Origin of the sequence: Evansella halocellulosilytica, assembly GCF_002335745.1 — a bacterium.
GTDB lineage: Bacteria > Bacillota > Bacilli > Bacillales > Salisediminibacteriaceae > Bacillus_CA > Bacillus_CA halocellulosilytica.
In genome coordinates this window covers 2,137,625-2,156,637 of the sequence record NZ_NIST01000001.1, presented here as the reverse complement: position 1 = coordinate 2,156,637, position 19,013 = coordinate 2,137,625, and the positions used below count along the sequence as shown (strand labels likewise).

The following is a 19,013-nucleotide window of genomic DNA, read 5'->3' as shown; positions in this document are numbered from 1 at the left end:
GCAGGTGTATGATCCTTAATCATTTTTCCAATTTTGTTGCAGCTTACGAATATAAATAATTTGTCCGATATGATACGCATTATGAGTCGTAATATTCCCAAGTATTTCCCACCATTTTGCCTGTACAGGAAAATCATTTACATCTTGCTGTACTCTTTCTTCTGATAAGATATTTTGCCAATTTAGCAGCACCTCTAGCAATCTCTCTTTTAATTCCTTGAACGATACGTTTTCCGAAACATTAAAACTCTCGTCATTATTTTCTGGCGATTGAACAGCATGAAAACTAGACTCTGTAAACCTTCTTTGCCACGTCTCATTCCAATAAAGTAGATGTTGAACAATTTCCGCGATACAATGGCACTCTTTCGTTGGCTTCCAAAACGCTTCTTCATCTGTCAAGTTTTCGACAGAATGCGAAAAAGGAAGGTAAAAACTAGGGTCATTTGCATTTGCTAACAGTTGATCAGATAAAAGCTCATGAACATGGGTCATACAAGCACTCCTTTAAAATAATTTTTTATCTCCTATAAACAAAACTTAGCTTATTTCCCAGTCTTAATGGCAAAAGCCTTAGTTGACGTTATAACGATTGGCTATAAGTTTTCAAAGTTCTTTTCGTATAAAAAACAGACGCCTGCCTATTCCACAAATACCCACCTAATCATACATTAAAAAGGAATAGAGCCATGATTACAAATGAAAGGCGTGATTTATATGAATAACCATCATCATCACCATCCACATCATCACCACGAAGCGCAAGAAACACTTTCGATTATAGAGCCTGCAGTTAGCCATGGACTAAGAGAGGCACAGCACCTAGGCTTTGAACATGCATTAAGAGAAGCTGTGGCAATCGGATACTTGATGGGGAGAGGACAAGACTTTCAAACAGCATGGAACACGGTCGAAGCTTGGTGGAGGCCATTTAGAGGACCATACTACCCTAAGATGTATTAACGATTAGCGCTGTTTGAGGTTTAGCATAATCTCAAACAGCTTTATCCTTGAATCGTATTAAAAGCTTGATCAATAAACCATTGATGTTTTTCCCTCATTGCACTTTCGATGCTCTTTTCCAATCCCCACTCCGGAAACCTTGCATGACGTAACGCTGCGAATAAATCCCAATAGGGCAAATTCGTGAAATCAACAGTTGGCATAAAAAACTGATACAATGTCGTAAATTTTTTCATTGCCTCATCGTCAAATGCCCATAATAATTCTAAGCGCGCATTCGCGACATCAAAAAGTGGGTCACCTATTGCGGCATCTTCCCAGTCGATAACAGCTACCAGTTTTTCATCTTTCCACAACGTATTTCCTGGCCAAAAATCGCCATGAAGGATGACGTTTTTATTCGTATTCGATTTAATGGACAAAAAGGTTTTTAATTCACTTTTCAAATTTTCATAATTTGCTTCTGCTTTACGAATGAGTGTTAGCAACACTTTATCTTGTTTTGGCAAATAAGACAGATCCCAGCTCGTCAGATCGACACGATGCAGCTTTACTAACATTGCGGCTAACTGTTCTATATATAAGTGTATATTTGATGGCGAGAAAACTGTCTCACCTTCGATAAATTCAATTACTACATACGGTGAAGAAAGAATATCACCTGTTTGATCATAATCATAAGGAGTCGGTACAGGAACCCTCGCAGTTTTTAGTAGTTGTAGCAGCTTATATTCAGCTACTGCAGCAAGCGGATTTCCTTGCAAGTCAACTTCCCCATGCTGACGTACGACCAATTTTTGCACCTCTCCATTTGATCGTAAAACTTCAATTCCAGTTACCGTAGCAGAAATACCTCCAGTCATTTCCCATGATCGAAGCAGTTCACTTTCGGAATTCATACGCTGAACAACTTTTTTAAATTTCACACTTTTATTCTTATTTGCCATTCTCCTCCCTCCTCATGAGAACCACCTGATTCTCTCATTTCGGTTCTTATTGTACTTATCCCTACAAGAAGTTGAAAAAAGTTAATGGTATCTAAACCAAACAAACCAACCTTTTTCTGTACTTTTTGCGAGGAAAATTTGCCCCTCTGATGCACTGACACTTATCCCCTCCCATTTTGGGAAGTAGATCCTTGCTAACCAAGATTTATCCGCAACCTCATTCCCACAAAAGTTTTTAGCCATTTCATAATAAATTTCATCCGTTTCAATCCCCACAGTTTTTGGAAAAGGAAGAGCAGTTCTTATCCGCCACTCCGAGTACTTGTCTGCCATATCACCTTTTTCATATGTTTCTGGAATAATTGTTTCTAATGCTTTTAAAAAACCGTCTTTATCGTCTATCGTAACTTTCTCTAATTCATTTACATTTGGGCATGTTTCCGGTTGAGCATGAACGGTCAATGGAATCGACAGAGTGATTAACATTAATATTAGAATAAAGTACTTTTTCATCTGAATGATCACCTCTGTCGCTAATTTGCCCCTTCATACAAACAAATATTTATGTAGTCGTTTCACGGATAAAGCGAGTTAGCGTGCCCATTTTAGAAAATGAATATTATATCTTTTATAATGATAGAAAGCACGTTAAAAATGTGTAATACCCAATACTTGGCCCTGCTATGTTCAAAGTGATGTCATCAACATTAAAAGTTCGATAGGACCCAACTGTTAAACCGATCATTAATTGTAAAGTCTCGATCGATGTACTTACTAAAAATGCCATAAAAATCGTTATCTGTGCTTTCCCAAAACGCTCAAATAAAAGTGGCACATACAGTCCTAAAGGTAGTAATAAGATAAAGTTTTCAATATATGCTCTCGCAACATAGCCGCTCTTAAAAGAATCTATAACAAAGTAAAATGGAACAAATTGAACCGATAAATCAAATGGTATAAACATAATTGGGAATATCGTAAATTTTATAACGTTAATCATGTAATAAATAAAGCTGTAAAAACGAATCTTTTTAGTAGCGAACGTTGCTTTCTTCTATTACGAATGAGATCATAAATGACATAAATGATGAGAAATAGTGTTGCAAAATCGTGAAAAAATTCTTAGTCTATCAATTGCTAGATCTCCTTTTACTCTATTTCCTTACTAAATCCGATACTTTTCGGTTCGAATCCCATGCTCATATAAAATTGGTGTGCTCCTTGTCTTTCTTCACGAGTTCCTGTGTTTAATGAAATCGCAATAGCGCCTTGCTCTTTTGCCCATTCTTCTACCTTTTGCAGAAGTTGTTTTCCTATCCCTTTTCCACGATAATTTTCATCTACAACAAAAGCGACAATACGAACATAATAACCATCATGCTCATAGAAAATACTTGTACATAATCCTGCCAACGCTACAATCTTCCCATCGAGATCTGCAATGAAAGTGTGGTAGCTTTTATTCGCTATTATTTTTGTAAACCTGTTTCTTAATTGTTCAACTGAGGCAGGATAACCAAGTTGCTCCATTAAAGGAACGACGTCAGGTATATCCTCCATGTTAACGTCCCTAATATTCATTGTTTATCCTCCTTTTTGCAGCCTTCTCAAAAAAAGACCTTACTTCTTTCTTTAAGTAAGGCCTCAGTCAGTAAAAAATCAAGTAGGTAAAACAACCCATGCTTCTTCCACTTCAAATTGTTCTCCTTTAAGGTTCAAAACATCATTATGAGGACTAGCGTTTTTGAATAAATCAGGGAAATGATCCTCCATATATTTTTGATGGTCATCTTTTGTCTTCCAGCCTGAAAAAACTAGAAAGTTACTTCTATCATTGAGTGCGCATGCAAATGTTCCACCAAGCATGCCATTACATTTTTTCATACCAAAATTCCAAACATTTTTTTGCATGTCAACAAAGTGCTTGACTTTCTCTTCTCTCACTTCAGGTAAGGCAATACGACAATAGCGACTACTCCTTAAAATAGGTACAATATTGTTTTCAGAGCCAGGAAGACTCAACTGTTCTTGAAATAAGTTTACATTAATGGAATGGTACGTTTCTTCTTGCCCTGAACTGACAAACATATCGTCATGGATCTCTCTCATGAAATGTTGATAATCTGTTTCACTCTGCCAAAATGAATAAATACAAGCTTTAAGAGGATCTTTTTTATTCCAACCTCCAATTTGACCTAAGAAACCTTGAACATCACTTAGAGGCTTCCATTGTTTTTGATATTCATAGAATTCCAGCTTTTGATCCTCTTTTACATCGCACGTAATTCGTTTAATAATCACCATTTACCTCTTTTCTTTTGGCGGACATGGAGTTCGTTATTACCTCATATCTACTCCTGTTGTAGCAGTGGACAATGAATTCGCTATTTTACAAAAACCACTCAAAAGTTGTACTCTTATAAGCGAATAGCGTATCTCCTCGCCGTCAACTCTTATAAACCACCGTATTAGTGTCATTTAGCGTATCGAGTGTCCGCACATATTAACCTTTATAAAAACATGCCGACGTTCCTTTAACCCCTGTTTTTATTTTAAACAATCCTCCGGAATAAGGATATTTCTCCAGTTGACTCTCGTTCATCCCATCCCTGGCCGTCGTAACGTATAAATCAGATAAATCAGGTCCTCCGAATGTACAAGAAGTAACATTTAAAGCAGGGACGTCAATTGCAGTTAATTTTTCTCCAGAGTCCGGATTCCACCGTGATACTTTCGAGCCTCCCCAATGGGCGATCCAGAGCATACCTTCTTCATCAATTGTCATCCCATCAGGAAATCCTTCTTCTTCAGCAAAACTTATAATCTCAACAGGATGTTCGATTTCCCCAAATTGAATGTGAAAGCGATAGCGTACTACTTTTTGAGTAAGTGTATCGATGTAATACATATACTGATTATCTTTCGACCAGGCAATCCCATTTGAAATACCGACCTTATTTAGTTTCATCGTTACAGTCCTATCCGTATCCAAACAATATAGCGCTCCCTGTTTCTCATGAGGATTAACTTTATTCATCGTACCTGCCCAAAAACGTCCATAAGCGTCACACTTTCCATCGTTAAATCGATTATTCGGGAATCGGCTCTCGATTTCACGAATTAAAGAGAGAGTTTCTGTTTGCAAGTGTAATTCATAAAAACCATCTTCTAAAGTGACAACCGCTTTGTTCCAGCTCTTTGGAACGACAGCACTAACATGCTGCTCGAACTGAATTTCTCGATTTTTGTTCATCTTTGGGTCAAAAATACATACTTTATTTTCGATAATGTCAACCCAATACAACGACTGTAGTTCTGGATTCCAGCAAGGTCCTTCACCTAATGTTGCTCGGGCATCTAAAACGAACTCTACTTCCGTTAACAAACAAATCACCCCAAAAAACAGTTTTTTACTTCGTCGTCAAAAAATACTAATGCTACTTAATTTCAATCACGAAGGCATATGATGAATCAGCATTAAGATGATGATCATCCCACCTTACAAAAATGTCATAATAATAAATTCCTGGTTCTGAAGGGGTTTCTAATTCTTGATTAGAGACTTTATCTTCATTTTGTTTCATTTGAGTGATGTATACATCACTTGGCTTATCGGAGGATACAAAGTTGATAGATATATCGGTATTTTTTGATACTACAGTAGGTCTCTTTCCCTCTAAAATTTGTGGTATAGAAGGAGCGTCAGCACATTCGTTCCAATCTCTGTCATCCTCGCTTTTATACAAACAATACCCTCCTTGAACAATTGGGATATTGCTTGTACCTACAATGACCTCAGGAAAAGGTAATTTCGTTTTACCTTCTTGAATTCCATCTTCTTCCTCTCCATAGCAGCTAGCCAATATAGTGACAGTAATAAGTAGTAATATGATTACTAACCTTTTTATAAGCTTACCTCCTTAAGAAACGTTATTGATGGGATAAAGTAATCTGGAATTTTATCCCTTCTATTTAAAATCGACGTTTTTATTTTTTAAACGTTTCTAAATTCTTAGCAGCTTATAAATATAACGATTTCCAATTCTTATTTTCACTTTAATGATTCACCCAATACTTCTATAAAAAAACCTTACTTCCTTCTTGAAGTAAAGCTCTCTGGAGGCTCATAATCTCTTCTTGACGGCTCTATTACGACTTTTCCTACCACCAAGGAGCCCAAAATCTCCTCTTGACGGTACTATTACCTCTTAAAAGACAAGAAGGAAAGTGGAAAGAAGCAATATGGTGAACCTTTTTTTAGTAAAGTGTCGCACGTGATCCCTCCCAAAAATCTATTTTAATTTTAACATTCTTATCCTTTTAATTTTTATGAATTGTAAAAAGCGCCTCTACATAGAGACGCTTTTCACCTATCTTTATTGTACTAATGAAACACCATTAATTTGCACTCGTTGGACTTATTCATCCTTTTGATTCTGGCTTCCCTCTTCAAACGCCTTTGATATGCTATCTAAAAATTGTTCTTCTTCCTCGGTAAAAAAGTTTGGGAAACGAAAATCGTCCATATCCTTACTTATTTCCTCATAATTTTCCTCTAACCCTTTTGTAAATTCTTCTTTATCAACATATTTGAAAACAAGATCTATTAATTCAAGTAGAACAGCTTTCGCTTCATCAGACTGTGGTGAGACATTATTTTTCACAAGTGTTTTAAGCTTTGCTAATAAATTAACCCATTCAATATCAAGAGATTGTCTTTCTTCTTTTGAAAGGTTATACACGTTATTCACAAAATCCTCTGAGAAGTATTCTTTCATCCATTCTTTATGCTCTTCTTCGTTCTTCATACTGTGTAGTAATGGACTTACAATTGACCAATTGAGCTCGTGGCCTTGTTGTAAAAGAACCTGCATCGTTTCGACCGCATTTCTTGCTCTGTCTATTTCATCTCTCTTTTCTGTTAACAATTTATGCTGCATAGAAAGTGACTTTTCAAATGACTCGGAGTAAGGAGTTGACTCTCGTAGGAGCTGTTGAATTTCTTGTAAAGAATACCCGATAAACTTCAATGATTGAATTTGTTGTAATGTCTTAAGTTCATCGATCCCATAAAGACGATGGCCTGCATCATTAAAATTTTTCGGTACTAGCAAATTCACTTCTTCATAAAAGCGAAGAGTCCTAACCGTCAACCCCGTTCGCCGGGCAAATTCACTAATCGTATAAGTCATATCTTTCATTTACAACACCCTTTCGTATTAGAGTTAAATTCATGTTAACTGATGACGTAACGGAGGGCGCAAGGTGGGGGCATAAGAATAACATCCATAACCTTACTTAACTTCAATAACGATCGTTTCGAATAAACCTTTCTCATCAGGATCGTTTTCATGTTTATCATAAAAATAAACGTCAAGTTTCCATCCCCCTGTTTCAGGGAGTTCTATACTAGATGGTTGATGAGCATCAGCTCCATTGTTTGGACCTGAGGGGGTTAATCTAAATAAATCAATGACTATATCCGTATCTTCATGAGTGGCTTCTACAATAAAATAATTCTCAAAGAGGAATTCGCTATCTCCCCAAAAATGCCACATCTGCTTGGATTCTTCATTAGCAACGAAGTCCCCACCAAGTAATCCTACTTTTCCTTCTATGCCCACCATCTCCCTATTTGCAGAAACAAAAGTTGGAGATCGTTCCCACTTATCGTTTTCCTCTTTGGTGTTACTTGACTCTTCATCTGTACACCCTACCAAAAAAGCTAATACAATTATTGTAGAAAAGATGTGCTTAACCACCGTTTCATTCCACCTTTTTATAGAATCTATTATTGAGTCTATTTGATAATCAGAGTCAAAACTAAAATCGCTTCTTCTAGTACTGATTTACAACGTTAATACTCTTTTATTCTAGCAACATTTTCCAAACACCTTTATTTCTAAAAAGGTTTTAACTAAAAATCTAAAACAATCGCATGAAGTTTCCGACCTGGAAATTCATGCGATCTAAGTTCTGATTCAACCGTTACCTTTTAAGATTTTTTTAATTTAAGCTGTTTGTCTTCAATGACATAAATATGATCGGCAACTCGGTCAATAAACGTACGATCATGTGAGACTAAGAGCACTGTTCCTTCATATGCTGTCAAAAACTTCTCCAACGCTTCAATACAAAAGACGTCTAAAAAATTTGTCGGTTCATCTAAAATGAGTATATTGTACCTTCCTAAAAAAAGTTGACACAACACGAGACGGATTGCCTCTCCACCGCTTAGATTCCTAACTTTTTTCCGAATATCGTTTCCGGTAAAATTCATTGCATGTAAGCATGCACGGATTTTACTTTCATCATAGTCACTGTTTTCCTTCATATAGTCTAGAACCGTTTTGTCTTTCTTAAATTGGTATCCCATTTGTTCATATGAGCCAATGACAGCCTTCGGAGAAATCGTAATACCTTCTCCATGCTCCTTAATGTAACGAAGAAGTGTTGTTTTTCCTGCACCGTTTTCTCCAGTTATCGCAATCGTACTGCCTAATGGAAATTGAAAGCTTGCTTCGTTTAAAATCACATTATCTCCGGCATTCAGCGTTAATCGATCGGCCATAATCGGAAACTTATTGTGCAGCTTAAGAGCAACTGGCTGTTGAAAACGAATTGTTTGTTCCTTTTCAGGTGCTTCGACAACTTCAAGCTGTTCGATTCGCTGCTCCAGTCCTTTCGCTGCTCGATGAACGGATTTTTCACTCGTTCCCTTTGATTTCGTCATAAACATTCGATTTGCTGTCGCTTTCGTGTCCTTTTTTGACATGCTGCCACTTGCTTGCGTAATTTTCTCCGCCTTTTTCTTCTTTTCCTCAGCTGCTTTAAAAAGGCGGTTCTTTTCTTTTACATACTTTTCGTGCTGCTCTTGCTGCTGTTTTCGTTCAAGCTCTTTTTGAGTGACATACTCTGAATAATTTCCTGTATATTCCTTTACTGTCCCGTCTTCCACTTCCCAAATTTTCGTAACGAGTTGATCTAACACATATCGGTCATGGCTGACGAGAACAAGCGCACCATAATAATACATCAATTCATCGATGAAAAATTGAGTACCTGATGCATCGAGATGAGTCGTCGGCTCATCGATTAATAACCCTTCATGGTATTCGGAAAACAATTGGGCTAACTTCATCCGTGTTTGTTCACCACCGCTTAAATGTTCAACGCCTCTTTGGGGTACCGAAAGTTTGCCCAACATTTCATAATCTGCCTCTTTTTCAATCGGTGACTCGAGTTGATCAAAATAGGCAAAGCTAGTAGAACGATGGATTTGACCTTTATTTGGTTTTATTTTTCCATCGATCAGCTTTAATAACGTACTTTTTCCAGCACCATTTTTCCCAACGATCCCGATCCGATCAAATTGATGAATCGCGAGCCGCGGAATATCTAATATCACTTTATCTAAAAGTGAAAGTTCAACTTTTTCCAATTCTATTAATACCCTTTCCATTACTCATTACCTCCAGTTTATTTTGAATAAAATCTTGAAATTAAAAAATCACAGGCAAATCTGCCTGTGCTCGAGAGTAAACGGAAGTAAACCTATCTATATTTGAATAAGGAAAAAGCTCAGGAACTGTCACATAAATTTTTTTCTAAAGCAGAGTATTCATCACGACCCGGAATATTATGATCAAGAAATAACCTGCTTTTGTAAATTCAATTCAAATAAAAATAAAGAAAGGCAGAACGAGCCGCCTTTCTCCACATTGTACATAATATAATGAGTATGAAGATTATTAAAAAAGGACAGACTGATCCCGTTTACTCTGCATCCACAAGCAGAGCCTTTGAACGTATTAAATTAACGAGTTCAAAGTTCGGAATCGAATTCTGGATGGTAACATTTTTTAATAATCCTCCTTAAATTTATCGTTTAATATCAGATGCTATTATAAGATCCTTGCACGGAAAAGTCAACAAACCGCTTCGATCAATAGTACTCATACCGCGTGGCAAGAGCCCCTTGTACCGTTTGGGTATGGTCAGTTACATTAGAATTATCCAAGATTTTTACAGGATAACTTCTATATTCGAAGATTATTAAATTTTTTATAAGATAAATAATTTTTTAGCGTAAAACCTAACCAGTGATTACTACGACTATATCTTACTTTTCAAAAGCCTTTCTCACTGCTCGTTATTTCTAAACCACACCTCAAAATCCTCTTCTTCATCCGTCGAATTATCATCAACTTCAGCTTTAGTTATCACTACCGGCTCTCTATTATTCTTCTGTTCTATATACTGATTTTGTAACAGCCACCCTAGTATAAAGAGGATGATCGAAAAAATTGCATATTGTCCGCTATTCGTCATATAGAAGGTCACAATATCGTACACATTCCCGCTCACTGTCAACTGATTTAATTCGATCATTTCTGTTATATATTTGTATGAATGGTATATCCCCCATACAGTATAAAGGAAAAGTAAGCCTGCAAGACCGAACAACGTAACACTAATGATTGAAATTTTTTTATTGTTCATATTCAACTGCCTTTCTGGACGATTTGTCTGAAATGTTAAAACACCTATTTGCTATTTGTTATCGATTTGCAACAACCTTCCGGCATTTATTCCCCAAACCTCATCAGCAATCGATGTTACTTTCTTTGAGTGTGTGACGATGATGACACATTTCCCTTCATTGTGGGCGAGTGAGGTCAAAATCTTTAACACTTCTGCTTCTGTATCACGGTCCAAATTTCCAGTCGGTTCATCAGCAATAATAACGTCTGGATTGTGAGATAAAGCACGGGCAATACCTACCCGTTGCTGTTCCCCACCTGAAAGCTTCAATATTTTTCGTGCAGCCGTTTCCTTATCAATACCGACCTTTTGTAAGAGTTCATATGCGGTTGCTTTTTTGTCCTTTTCTTTCCTGCCGCTAATGTTCATCGAAAGTACGATGTTTTCAACAGCAGTTGCATTCGTCAATAAATTAAACCCTTGAAAGATCACACCAATTCTTTTTGAACGGTATTCATCTCGGTTGATTTTTTTCAAGCTCGTACCGCCGTACAAAATCTCTCCGTTCTTACATATATCTAATCCCGAAATGAGAGACAATAAAGTAGATTTTCCTGATCCGGATTTCCCGACAATCGTATACACCTTCCAGTTATCGAACGCTACATTGATATCTTTTAGGACATCCTTTTTCGTTCCATCATAGCAGTATGATACGTCTTTTACTTCTAAAACACTCATCCGATATTCCTCCTTAATTTCTTTCCATGAGAATTTTTATTGGTTCGTATCGTGTAATTTTTCTAATTGAGATAAGTGCAGCTAGCGACGCCAGCAACAAGCCGATTCCGATCACTTGGAGCATCGTATTAAAACCAAGTGAAATATGAATATCTTGAAGCGGCTCCGCATCTGAATTCATTATATTTCCTCCCATCACCATGCCCCCCATTGGACTTGAAGGCTGAGACGATGCTTCAGCAGCTTCAATCTGATGATTAAGTAATACATCTGTTACAGGTTGAGCAATGATCGTACCGGCAGTCAAACCGACAACTAAGCAGAGGCAAGTAATGATCAGCATCTCTGACCAAAGACCGAGAGCGACTTTATGCTTTTTCATACCCATTGCACGTAAAACACCGATTTCATATTTCCGTTCACGAATTGCAATGGAAGACAGTAGCGCTATGATCGTTCCGCCAAAAATTAATATTGTGAAACAGGTCGACAACTCATGTTAAAAGCCGAGTGGATTGAGGTTTCCCCCTCACCACTCGGCTTTTATGTCATTACTTTTTCACGACTGGAATCCATATTTCACTTTTGAACGTTGGCGATTCTAAATCTTTGTCTTCATTCCAGAGGATTTCCGGTCCTTCTACTTGTTCATAGTTTGAAGATGGAAACCATTCGGAATAAATGCGTCCCCACACGTCTTGCAATGTGTCAGGAAAAGGACCGACAGCTTCAAATACAGCCCAAGTTGAAGCAGAGACTTCAAGTTTTGTTAAATGATCTGGACACTCCTTCGTTGTCGCGGCACCAATATAATGATCGAGCTCTCCTTTTTCCTCCATTCTTCCTTCAGAAAAATTTGTGGATGCACTGATCAGTCCACTTGGTTCAACATTCGATAACTGTTTAAGTTTCTCAAAGTCTTCCTCACTTAAGCTCTTCCACATTTCAGCAATTTCGGGATTCACCCCGTGAAAAATGATAGGAACTCTTTTCATGATTCCGACGATACGGAATGCATCTTTTTCTTCAATTCGATAGTTCATTTCATTTCCTCCTTCGATTGATAATTGGAAAGTCATACGTGGATAAGCTTTAAGTGACTGGCCATTATCTCTTGCATCAGAAGGGGAAATCCCGTGCATTTTTTGAAACGCTCTCGCAAATGAGTCAGCAGAATTATACCCGTATTTTATCGCGACATCGATAATTCTTCCCTCATTACCTTTCAGTTCAAAAGCTGCTAGGGTAAGACGTCTGCGACGAATATACTCTGATAGTGAGACACCGGCAAGAAAGGAAAACATCCTTTTAAAATGGTATTCCGAGCAAAGAGCAAGACTGGCTACCTTTTTAAAGTCAATATCATTCGTAAGGTTTTCTTCGATGTACTCAATTGCCCCATTCACATTTTTAAGCAAATCCATGTGTATGACCTCCTTTATCAAAAGAATATCAGGACCTGAAAAAGTTGATCCGACTTTTCGTGCACAAAATTGTCTGACCGATTCCCCCTCATTATATCTTATTCGACAAGTGCCAGGCACTTGTCGAACGAAGGCACTTGTCGAACGAACTTCGCTACATAAAAATGTTGAATGTTCAAAGACTAGTGAGGGAAGGAGGCTTTATTGTATGAATAAAGTAACGACTGTTTTTTGGATTGCGATTGTTATCTCGGTTATTTTTGTTCTTTGGGGCGTGCTCGCACCTGGTCACTTGGAAAGTGTTATGGATGTGACACTAGGGTTTTTCATGCAAAATTTCGGCTGGTTTTATCAAATCGCAGCTACGTTCTTTTTAGTTTTTGCTCTTTTTCTCATTTTCAGTAAGTATGGAAAAATCAAGCTCGGTAAAGACGAAGATCAACCTGAATTCAGCCGTCCAACGTGGTTTGCGATGTTATTTAGTGCCGGGATGGGGATTGGGTTATTATTCTTCGGTGTATCAGAACCAATTTCACACTTTGCCAATCCTCCATTTATTGAAGGAGATACAGGTGAAGCAGCGATTATGAGCTTACGCTATACATACCTTCATTGGGGGTTTCATGCATGGGCGATTTATGCGATCATTGCGCTTGCACTCGCATATTTTAAGTTTCGAAAAGGGTATCCAGGGCTTATGAGTGCCACGTTGCGTCCTTTACTTGGCGACCGCGTCAAAGGGAAAGCTGGCGTTATCATTGATATTGTCGCCGTTTTCGCGACAATCTTCGGGGTATGTGCATCCCTTGGATTAGGTGCTGCCCAAATCAATGGAGGATTAAGCTATTTAACTGGGATTCCAAACAATTTTTCGATTCAATTTACGATTATTGCCATCGTTACATTGCTTTTTTTAATTAGCGCAGGTACAGGGATCAGAAAAGGGATTAAATACTTAAGTAATACGAATATGGCTTTGGCGAGCATTATATTCATTGCCGTCATTATTCTTGGTCCGACAATCTTCTTATTAGACCTATTTACTACAACATTAGGCAGTTACATACAAAATATTCCTGCGATGGGTTTGCGTTTATCACCCTTTGATGAAGGAAATGCTGCTTGGCTTCAAGGATGGACGATCTTTTATTGGGCTTGGTGGATCGCCTGGTCACCATTCGTCGGAACATTTATTGCCCGCGTTTCTAAAGGGAGGACGATTCGTGAGTTTGTTATTGCTGTCTTAGTTGCGCCGACACTCGTTTGTACGTTATGGTTCTGTGTTTTTGGCGGTACAGGAATCTTTTACGAATACACGATGGGACTCGACGTGTCAGGACAAGCCATTGAAACGGCACTATTCTTCGTTTACGAGCAGCTGCCATTCAGCGGTATTCTTGCAACAATCACGATCTTTCTCATTAGTACATTTTTTATTACGTCTGCTGATTCAGCAACATTTGTACTTGGAATGCAAACAACAAACGGAAGCACAGAGCCCCCAAACATCGTTAAATATATCTGGGGAATCATCTTAGCCGCTTCTGCTGTTGTACTAATGGCAACCGGTGGTCTGGAAGCGATGCAAACAGCGATCATTGTCAGTGCCTTTCCTTTAACTCTCGTCCTGTTCGTCGTGTCACTTTCTATGCTAAAAGCCTTTAAAGCAGAAGTAAAACCGAAGCCAAGTCCTGGTAAAGAACGCAAACGAGTAAGAGATAAATTGAAAAAGACAGATGAACAAACGAATCCAACTTAATCGTTTAAATCAGTCTGACATTGAAAGGCAAGAGTGATTCGATTATTATGACGAAACGAGGAGTTGTTTTGAGAAACACTCCTCCTCACAGTAGAGTAGGACGAGGGCTTTCGCCCTCGGACCCCTCATCAAACCGGACGTGCAGATTTCCCGCATCCGGCTTTCCCTTCGTTAGTTCCCCATACCCGGGAGTGAGTTAGAGATTAATTTCACTCTTAAGTTAGGAACGAGCGGTGAGAAGACTTTCCAACGAAATCAGTCCTGATTTTTCGAAGAACTTGTTCGGTATTCTTTGGTTCGATAGTGTTGACTTCTTCTTCCTCATGAAGGCACGAAGCCTCATGCGAATCCATTCATCAAGTCTTTGGAACTTCTTTTTAGTATTTCCAATGCCGAAGTAGTTTCCGAAACCTCTGATGGTTTGGTTTAATCTTGAAATCACTTGCTCAAGATTCTTCCCTTGTTGTCTTCTTGTGAGAAGCCTGATGTTCTTTTTGAATTTCATCATTCTTTTCTCCGGAAGAACGAGAAAGTCTTTCCAGAATTCAAACCCTAGAAAACGGAAACCTTCATCGAAGTGAACCACTTTTGTTTTCTCTGGATGCATGGTCAGATCTAGATTCTGTTCTATGATTTTCTTTGCTAAGTTATGTGCCTTCTGTGATTGCTTCTTCGTCTTGCACATAATTAAAGCATCATCTGCGAAACGAACAACGGGGAACCCTGCCTTTTTCATCTCCCAATCAAATTCGTCCAAGTAGATGTTGGCTAATAGCGGTGAAATCACTCCGCCCTGTTGGGATCCTTTCTCAGAATCATGAAACTGATCACCTTCCATGATTCCGACTGTTAACCATCCTTCGATTAAGTCTAGAATTCGCCCATCAGCGATTTTTCCTCTCACCTTTTCCATCAACTTGTCATGGGGGATGGTGTCAAAATAAGCTTGAATATCTAGATCAACGACGTATTCGTATCCCGCCTTTTTCGCTCTTATGACTGTATCAAGTGCTTGATGTTGCGAGTGTCCGATTCGGAACCCGTAACTATGAGGATAGAAGTCTCGGTCAAATAGTGGCTCAATCATTTGACGAACAGCTTGTTGGACAATACGATCGCGGATGATTGGGATTCCTAGCGGTCGTTTTTCCCCGTTATCTTTTAGAATATAATGTCTTAGAGCCGGAGTAGGTTCGTAACGTTTTTCCTTTAGTAGCCGTTGAATCTCTTCGAGATTCTGCTTCAGGTTGACGTCAAACCATTCGATGGTTACACCGTCGATTCCTGCACTTCCCTTGTTCGCTTTCACCTTTTTCCAAGCATCATGTAGATTTGTCATGGTGTACACTTTATCGATAATGGAATAATATTTACGCGTTGGTGTCATTGTTATCACCACCTTCTGCGCTTCTCACCACATTGGTCTTATGTCCGCTACAGAGAATGACTCCTTTCTGTTTCCATCAAGTCAGAAATGCGTGTCTAGGATGTCCCAATCGCTCCTTTTCTTCCTTGTGTACTCAGGTCGCCGGTTCCCTCTTCCTCGCGTGGGTTTCACGGTTGGCAAGGTCGCACCTACTCGGGAGACCTCTTTTCATTAAGGCGCTTACATTATCCACTCACGTTCATTCACAATGTTAACGAAGTTAGATTCCTTCGCCTCCATCATCCGGCTTTTGGCCTGATGGTGGGTGAAGCGACCAGCGCTTCCTCGTTTGAGTTTTATCCTCCCTCCTGTTGCCAGAGTTCATTGGCTCAAACTTCGTCACTACTACGAATCTATCCGCCACCTGCAGTGTCATCGGTTTGGTTTTCCCCTTTGGGTTATACCTCCCCTACCTCCGTATGTTTACACGAAGGAACCTACAGTGCTTCCCCCGGTCATCACACCTTCTGTTCCATCCATCCTGACCCTAATCACGTCAGTGGGCTTTATAGGTCATGTCCCTTTCGTATTTTCCTATAAAGTGTGCGTCTGCACAGGTTTCCCCGTTTTGATGGCGGGTCACCCAACACTGCCGCCACCTCTGGTTCACATTTTGTTCCGGGCTGGACTTTGCCTGCAGACCTTTCAGATCCCCCTTCTCAGAGGGCACCCTGTCCATCCTTCTCATTAGAGGGAGGATGTTGCTTCGGCTACAGTACTTTAAAGGGTAAAGTTACTGAGTGGATTTGAACCACTTAGACTGTGTGACTGCGGGGCACACAACAAAAAAACACCACACTTATATGAAGAACGTGGTGTTTTTAACTTTATTTCCAAACGGATAAATATTTTTTTCGAAATTTATTTTGATCTTCTAATTCAATTAATTCCATTGCAGTTTGTTTAATTTCTTCTTCTTCCAACGCATCATACAATTTTTTCAAGCTTTCGATAATATCAAAGCGGATTAACGTATAGTTCTTTTCATCTTTACAGCTTTTAAAGCGATCGATTAAGTGCTGCATCACGAGTTCTTTCTGCTCATCACCTGCCAGACAAATTTTCCATATCGATAGTAAACTATGTCTTGCTGTTACAAATTTCTCGTCATATGTCACTTTCCAAACCTTAGGAAAAGCAGTCAATATTCTTTTCTCTGGATCGCTTTTTGCTAAACCGGCTAAAAATTGAGCCGCTCTCGATCTTCGGTGATTATTTGCATCGTCCAAGTCATCTACCAACTGATCCCAGACGTCATAAACCCAGTCTACCTTTTTATCGATTGCTTTCATGATTTGATTATACGCTTCATACTGCTCAGTCTTATCATTTGATTCAAGATCTTGAAAATAACGACGTACCGTTTCGTCCAAACCGCCACCTCCAATATTATAAAAAATGATGTGGGATAATCAACCATATGGTTAAGTATATACACCGTCACCCTTATCGTCAATCTAACAATGATTCTTTCTCTATATTTATTCATATATTGTTTATTGTTGGACATACTTATTGTTGGCAGTACTTACGTTTTTTAAAGGAGGATTCGTTAAATGGCTAATGATATTCAACAAAAAATGGAAGAAATCTTTGAAAACACTTGTGGTACTTGGCAAAACTGTACAGCTTCGACTATTCTATCATTTTTAGAACAATGTGAAGAAAAAAGTATTGACCCGCAATATTGTATGGGCTGGGTAGAGCAGCATAAAGAACAAATTCCTGATTGGCAAGCTGTGTCAAATACTTCTCTCGATTGGATAAACGAGCATACTTCAACAGGTACTCCTTTATCAATGAATGAACAAGACGAGCAACCATAAATAAAACTTAACTTATCACTACAGAGATTCTCAGCAAGCAAATTGTACTTGTCTAGAAACTCTTATGCTTTCGTATAATTCTTAATGGCAGAGCCTTAGTTGCAGCTATACGAGCGTCCATAAGATTAATAAACTCTGATAGTACAAAAAAAGCGAAGCACATAAATGCTTCGGCCCTATTTAAAATCGCTCTCTCATTAGAAGAACACTAGAGTATCTTGCAACGAGACGAAAAGAACGTGCTTAATTTAAATCTTTTACACCTAGTTTGCTTGTAGATTTTCGTGCGACAAGCTCAGAATCAAACACGACGGATTCAACATGTTTTGTAAATGAGGGGTCATCCTTTTGTTCTATCAGCTGTCGAATCGTTTTTCCTGCTTGCATTCCCATTTTCTCTTTCGGATGTTCTATTGTCGTCAGTTTAACTTCTGAAGCTACAGACAAAATTGAATTATCAAACCCTACTACGGAAATGTCTTCTGGCACTTTCAGCTTCATATCTCGGAGTATGTCTAAAAGCAAGATCGCTAACTCGTCGTTGTAACAAACGATCGCAGTCGGTAACTCTTTCTTCTCTTCCAGCTTTTTCTTTAAGACTTGTTTCGGTAAAGTGTCCTTCGTTTCTGTTGTATACGTAATAATGTTTTGCGGACTGAGTGGAATCCAGCTTTCGCGATGAGCTTTAATAAATCCCTTCATTCGTTTGATCCCTTGAATATCATCGTGTTTGAAAAAGCCAACGATATGCTGGTGGCCTAAATCAATCAAGTGCTTCGTCTGTACGAAGCCACCTTTTACATCATCCATAACGACGTGAATCGGTTCAAGTTCATCATAATAAGCATGAATCATTACGTAAGGAATCCCTGTTCTCTCAATATTTAAATAATAATTAATATTCGGGTTCGGCATTGCACTTTTTGTCGGCTCAACAATTAATCCATCAAATTGTTGAGAAAGTACTGACTCAAGACAACGACGTTCTTGCTCCAAATTATTATCTGTACTAAAAACCGTCACTTGATATCCATGATCACTTAAGTATCCTTCAGCTCCACGGATAATCGTAGGAAAAATGTACTCTGAAAAGTACGTCGTAATGACAGCAATATTTTTCTTCCTCTTGTTTGAACTCTGCTTGTAATTCGAGCGGTCAGCACAAAACGTTCCAGAACCTTGTTTTTTATACAGCCACCCATCATGTGCTAAGTCATCAATCGCTTTTCGAATCGTATGACGACTTACTTGATACGTTTTCATCAGCTCATTTTCTGAACCAATTTTTTGATGAGGAAGAATGAATCCTTGCAGAATTTTGGTCATAATTTCATTTTTAACAAAATTATATTTCGTTTCCATATAACTATAACACCTCGTAACCTCCACTTATACGTACATCTAGTATAGCATGCCCCTGTAAAAAAGCCTATGCACGATCAT

21 protein-coding genes are annotated in these 19,013 nt (G+C 38.5%); 3 read left to right on the top strand and 18 right to left on the bottom strand.

All coding sequences use genetic code 11. From position 1 onward, the window contains the following. Window positions 1-15 precede the first annotated feature (15 nt). Window positions 16-495, bottom strand: coding sequence for a DinB family protein (locus tag CD001_RS10285; RefSeq protein ID WP_096187538.1), 480 nt, complete (start codon window positions 493-495; stop codon window positions 16-18). A 222-nt stretch (window positions 496-717) separates the two neighbouring features. On the opposite strand from CD001_RS10285, the gene CD001_RS10280 reads away from it, so the two are divergent. Then, window positions 718-963, top strand: a complete 246-nt coding sequence (locus tag CD001_RS10280; protein WP_096190552.1) for a hypothetical protein — start codon at window positions 718-720, stop codon at window positions 961-963. A 41-nt stretch (window positions 964-1,004) separates the two neighbouring features. Here CD001_RS10280 and CD001_RS10275 read toward each other — a convergent pair whose 3' ends face one another. The 14 genes from CD001_RS10275 to CD001_RS10210 form a co-directional block, all read right to left on the bottom strand. Next, window positions 1,005-1,910 carry a phosphotransferase family protein gene (locus CD001_RS10275; RefSeq protein ID WP_096187536.1) on the bottom strand — a complete coding sequence of 302 codons (906 nt, stop codon included), beginning with the start codon at window positions 1,908-1,910 and terminating at the stop codon, window positions 1,005-1,007. Window positions 1,911-1,991: 81 nt separating this feature from the next. Then, a complete protein-coding gene (locus CD001_RS10270) occupies window positions 1,992-2,423 on the bottom strand; it encodes a hypothetical protein (protein WP_096187534.1) in 432 nt (143 codons plus the stop codon). Window positions 2,424-2,538: 115 nt separating this feature from the next. Then, a complete protein-coding gene (locus tag CD001_RS10265; protein ID WP_096187532.1) occupies window positions 2,539-2,910 on the bottom strand; it encodes a VanZ family protein in 372 nt (123 codons plus the stop codon). A gap of 149 nt (window positions 2,911-3,059) precedes the next feature. After that, window positions 3,060-3,491 (bottom strand): GNAT family N-acetyltransferase, encoded by a 432-nt coding sequence (locus CD001_RS10260; RefSeq protein WP_096187531.1) that lies wholly within the window; start codon window positions 3,489-3,491, stop codon window positions 3,060-3,062. 78 nt (window positions 3,492-3,569) lie between these two features. Next, window positions 3,570-4,214, bottom strand: a complete 645-nt coding sequence (locus tag CD001_RS10255) for a YdbC family protein (protein ID WP_096187529.1) — start codon at window positions 4,212-4,214, stop codon at window positions 3,570-3,572. 199 nt (window positions 4,215-4,413) lie between these two features. After that, entirely contained in the window at window positions 4,414-5,295 is an 882-nt protein-coding gene (locus tag CD001_RS10250) for an SMP-30/gluconolactonase/LRE family protein (protein ID WP_096187527.1), read from the bottom strand. A 52-nt stretch (window positions 5,296-5,347) separates the two neighbouring features. Beyond that, window positions 5,348-5,656, bottom strand: a complete 309-nt coding sequence (locus tag CD001_RS10245) for a hypothetical protein (protein WP_142303573.1) — start codon at window positions 5,654-5,656, stop codon at window positions 5,348-5,350. Window positions 5,657-6,328: 672 nt separating this feature from the next. Further along, window positions 6,329-7,111 (bottom strand): MerR family transcriptional regulator, encoded by a 783-nt coding sequence (locus tag CD001_RS10240; protein WP_096187524.1) that lies wholly within the window; start codon window positions 7,109-7,111, stop codon window positions 6,329-6,331. A gap of 93 nt (window positions 7,112-7,204) precedes the next feature. Further along, entirely contained in the window at window positions 7,205-7,672 is a 468-nt protein-coding gene (locus tag CD001_RS10235; RefSeq protein WP_096187523.1) for a DUF4871 domain-containing protein, read from the bottom strand. A 233-nt stretch (window positions 7,673-7,905) separates the two neighbouring features. After that, window positions 7,906-9,372 (bottom strand): Msr family ABC-F type ribosomal protection protein, encoded by a 1,467-nt coding sequence (locus CD001_RS10230; protein WP_096187521.1) that lies wholly within the window; start codon window positions 9,370-9,372, stop codon window positions 7,906-7,908. A 680-nt stretch (window positions 9,373-10,052) separates the two neighbouring features. Then, entirely contained in the window at window positions 10,053-10,412 is a 360-nt protein-coding gene (locus CD001_RS10225) for a hypothetical protein (protein ID WP_096187519.1), read from the bottom strand. A 51-nt stretch (window positions 10,413-10,463) separates the two neighbouring features. Beyond that, the gene (locus CD001_RS10220; protein WP_096187517.1) at window positions 10,464-11,135 is read right to left on the bottom strand and encodes an ABC transporter ATP-binding protein; all 672 of its coding nucleotides are present in this window, start codon (window positions 11,133-11,135) and stop codon (window positions 10,464-10,466) included. Window positions 11,136-11,148: 13 nt separating this feature from the next. Then, the gene (locus CD001_RS10215; protein ID WP_096187515.1) at window positions 11,149-11,628 is read right to left on the bottom strand and encodes an ABC transporter permease; all 480 of its coding nucleotides are present in this window, start codon (window positions 11,626-11,628) and stop codon (window positions 11,149-11,151) included. Window positions 11,629-11,686: 58 nt separating this feature from the next. Then, window positions 11,687-12,559 carry an AraC family transcriptional regulator gene (locus tag CD001_RS10210; protein WP_096187513.1) on the bottom strand — a complete coding sequence of 291 codons (873 nt, stop codon included), beginning with the start codon at window positions 12,557-12,559 and terminating at the stop codon, window positions 11,687-11,689. Between the two features lie 208 nt (window positions 12,560-12,767). On the opposite strand from CD001_RS10210, the gene CD001_RS10205 reads away from it, so the two are divergent. Further along, entirely contained in the window at window positions 12,768-14,318 is a 1,551-nt protein-coding gene (locus tag CD001_RS10205; protein WP_096187511.1) for a glycine betaine uptake BCCT transporter, read from the top strand. A 220-nt stretch (window positions 14,319-14,538) separates the two neighbouring features. On the opposite strand, the gene ltrA is transcribed toward CD001_RS10205, so the two are convergent. Both ltrA and CD001_RS10195 read right to left on the bottom strand, forming a co-directional pair. After that, window positions 14,539-15,705 (bottom strand): group II intron reverse transcriptase/maturase, encoded by a 1,167-nt coding sequence (gene ltrA / locus CD001_RS10200; protein ID WP_096186806.1) that lies wholly within the window; start codon window positions 15,703-15,705, stop codon window positions 14,539-14,541. An 866-nt stretch (window positions 15,706-16,571) separates the two neighbouring features. After that, a complete protein-coding gene (locus tag CD001_RS10195) occupies window positions 16,572-17,117 on the bottom strand; it encodes a hypothetical protein (RefSeq protein WP_096187509.1) in 546 nt (181 codons plus the stop codon). Window positions 17,118-17,300: 183 nt separating this feature from the next. Here CD001_RS10195 and CD001_RS10190 point away from each other — a divergent pair, with 183 nt between their 5' ends. Continuing rightward, window positions 17,301-17,570, top strand: coding sequence for a hypothetical protein (locus CD001_RS10190; RefSeq protein WP_096187507.1), 270 nt, complete (start codon window positions 17,301-17,303; stop codon window positions 17,568-17,570). Between the two features lie 243 nt (window positions 17,571-17,813). On the opposite strand, the gene CD001_RS10185 is transcribed toward CD001_RS10190, so the two are convergent. Beyond that, the gene (locus CD001_RS10185) at window positions 17,814-18,932 is read right to left on the bottom strand and encodes a GntR family transcriptional regulator (protein WP_096187505.1); all 1,119 of its coding nucleotides are present in this window, start codon (window positions 18,930-18,932) and stop codon (window positions 17,814-17,816) included. Between the last annotated feature and the right edge of the window lie 81 nt (window positions 18,933-19,013).

Excerpts from the sequence above, each read along its gene's own strand:
- CD001_RS10285 (WP_096187538.1), bottom strand. The coding sequence starts at position 495 with ATGACCCATGTTCATGAGCTTTTATCTGATCAACTGTTAGCAAATGCA.
- CD001_RS10280 (WP_096190552.1), top strand. The coding sequence starts at position 718 with ATGAATAACCATCATCATCACCATCCACATCATCACCACGAAGCGCAA.
- CD001_RS10275 (WP_096187536.1), bottom strand. The coding sequence starts at position 1,910 with ATGGCAAATAAGAATAAAAGTGTGAAATTTAAAAAAGTTGTTCAGCGT.
- CD001_RS10270 (WP_096187534.1), bottom strand. The coding sequence starts at position 2,423 with ATGAAAAAGTACTTTATTCTAATATTAATGTTAATCACTCTGTCGATT.
- CD001_RS10265 (WP_096187532.1), bottom strand. The coding sequence starts at position 2,910 with ATGATTAACGTTATAAAATTTACGATATTCCCAATTATGTTTATACCA.
- CD001_RS10260 (WP_096187531.1), bottom strand. The coding sequence starts at position 3,491 with ATGAATATTAGGGACGTTAACATGGAGGATATACCTGACGTCGTTCCT.
- CD001_RS10255 (WP_096187529.1), bottom strand. The coding sequence starts at position 4,214 with ATGGTGATTATTAAACGAATTACGTGCGATGTAAAAGAGGATCAAAAG.
- CD001_RS10240 (WP_096187524.1), bottom strand. The coding sequence starts at position 7,111 with ATGAAAGATATGACTTATACGATTAGTGAATTTGCCCGGCGAACGGGG.
- CD001_RS10230 (WP_096187521.1), bottom strand. The coding sequence starts at position 9,372 with ATGGAAAGGGTATTAATAGAATTGGAAAAAGTTGAACTTTCACTTTTA.
- CD001_RS10225 (WP_096187519.1), bottom strand. The coding sequence starts at position 10,412 with ATGAACAATAAAAAAATTTCAATCATTAGTGTTACGTTGTTCGGTCTT.
- CD001_RS10220 (WP_096187517.1), bottom strand. The coding sequence starts at position 11,135 with ATGAGTGTTTTAGAAGTAAAAGACGTATCATACTGCTATGATGGAACG.
- CD001_RS10210 (WP_096187513.1), bottom strand. The coding sequence starts at position 12,559 with ATGGATTTGCTTAAAAATGTGAATGGGGCAATTGAGTACATCGAAGAA.
- CD001_RS10205 (WP_096187511.1), top strand. The coding sequence starts at position 12,768 with ATGAATAAAGTAACGACTGTTTTTTGGATTGCGATTGTTATCTCGGTT.
- ltrA (WP_096186806.1), bottom strand. The coding sequence starts at position 15,705 with ATGACACCAACGCGTAAATATTATTCCATTATCGATAAAGTGTACACC.
- CD001_RS10190 (WP_096187507.1), top strand. The coding sequence starts at position 17,301 with ATGGCTAATGATATTCAACAAAAAATGGAAGAAATCTTTGAAAACACT.
- CD001_RS10185 (WP_096187505.1), bottom strand. The coding sequence starts at position 18,932 with ATGGAAACGAAATATAATTTTGTTAAAAATGAAATTATGACCAAAATT.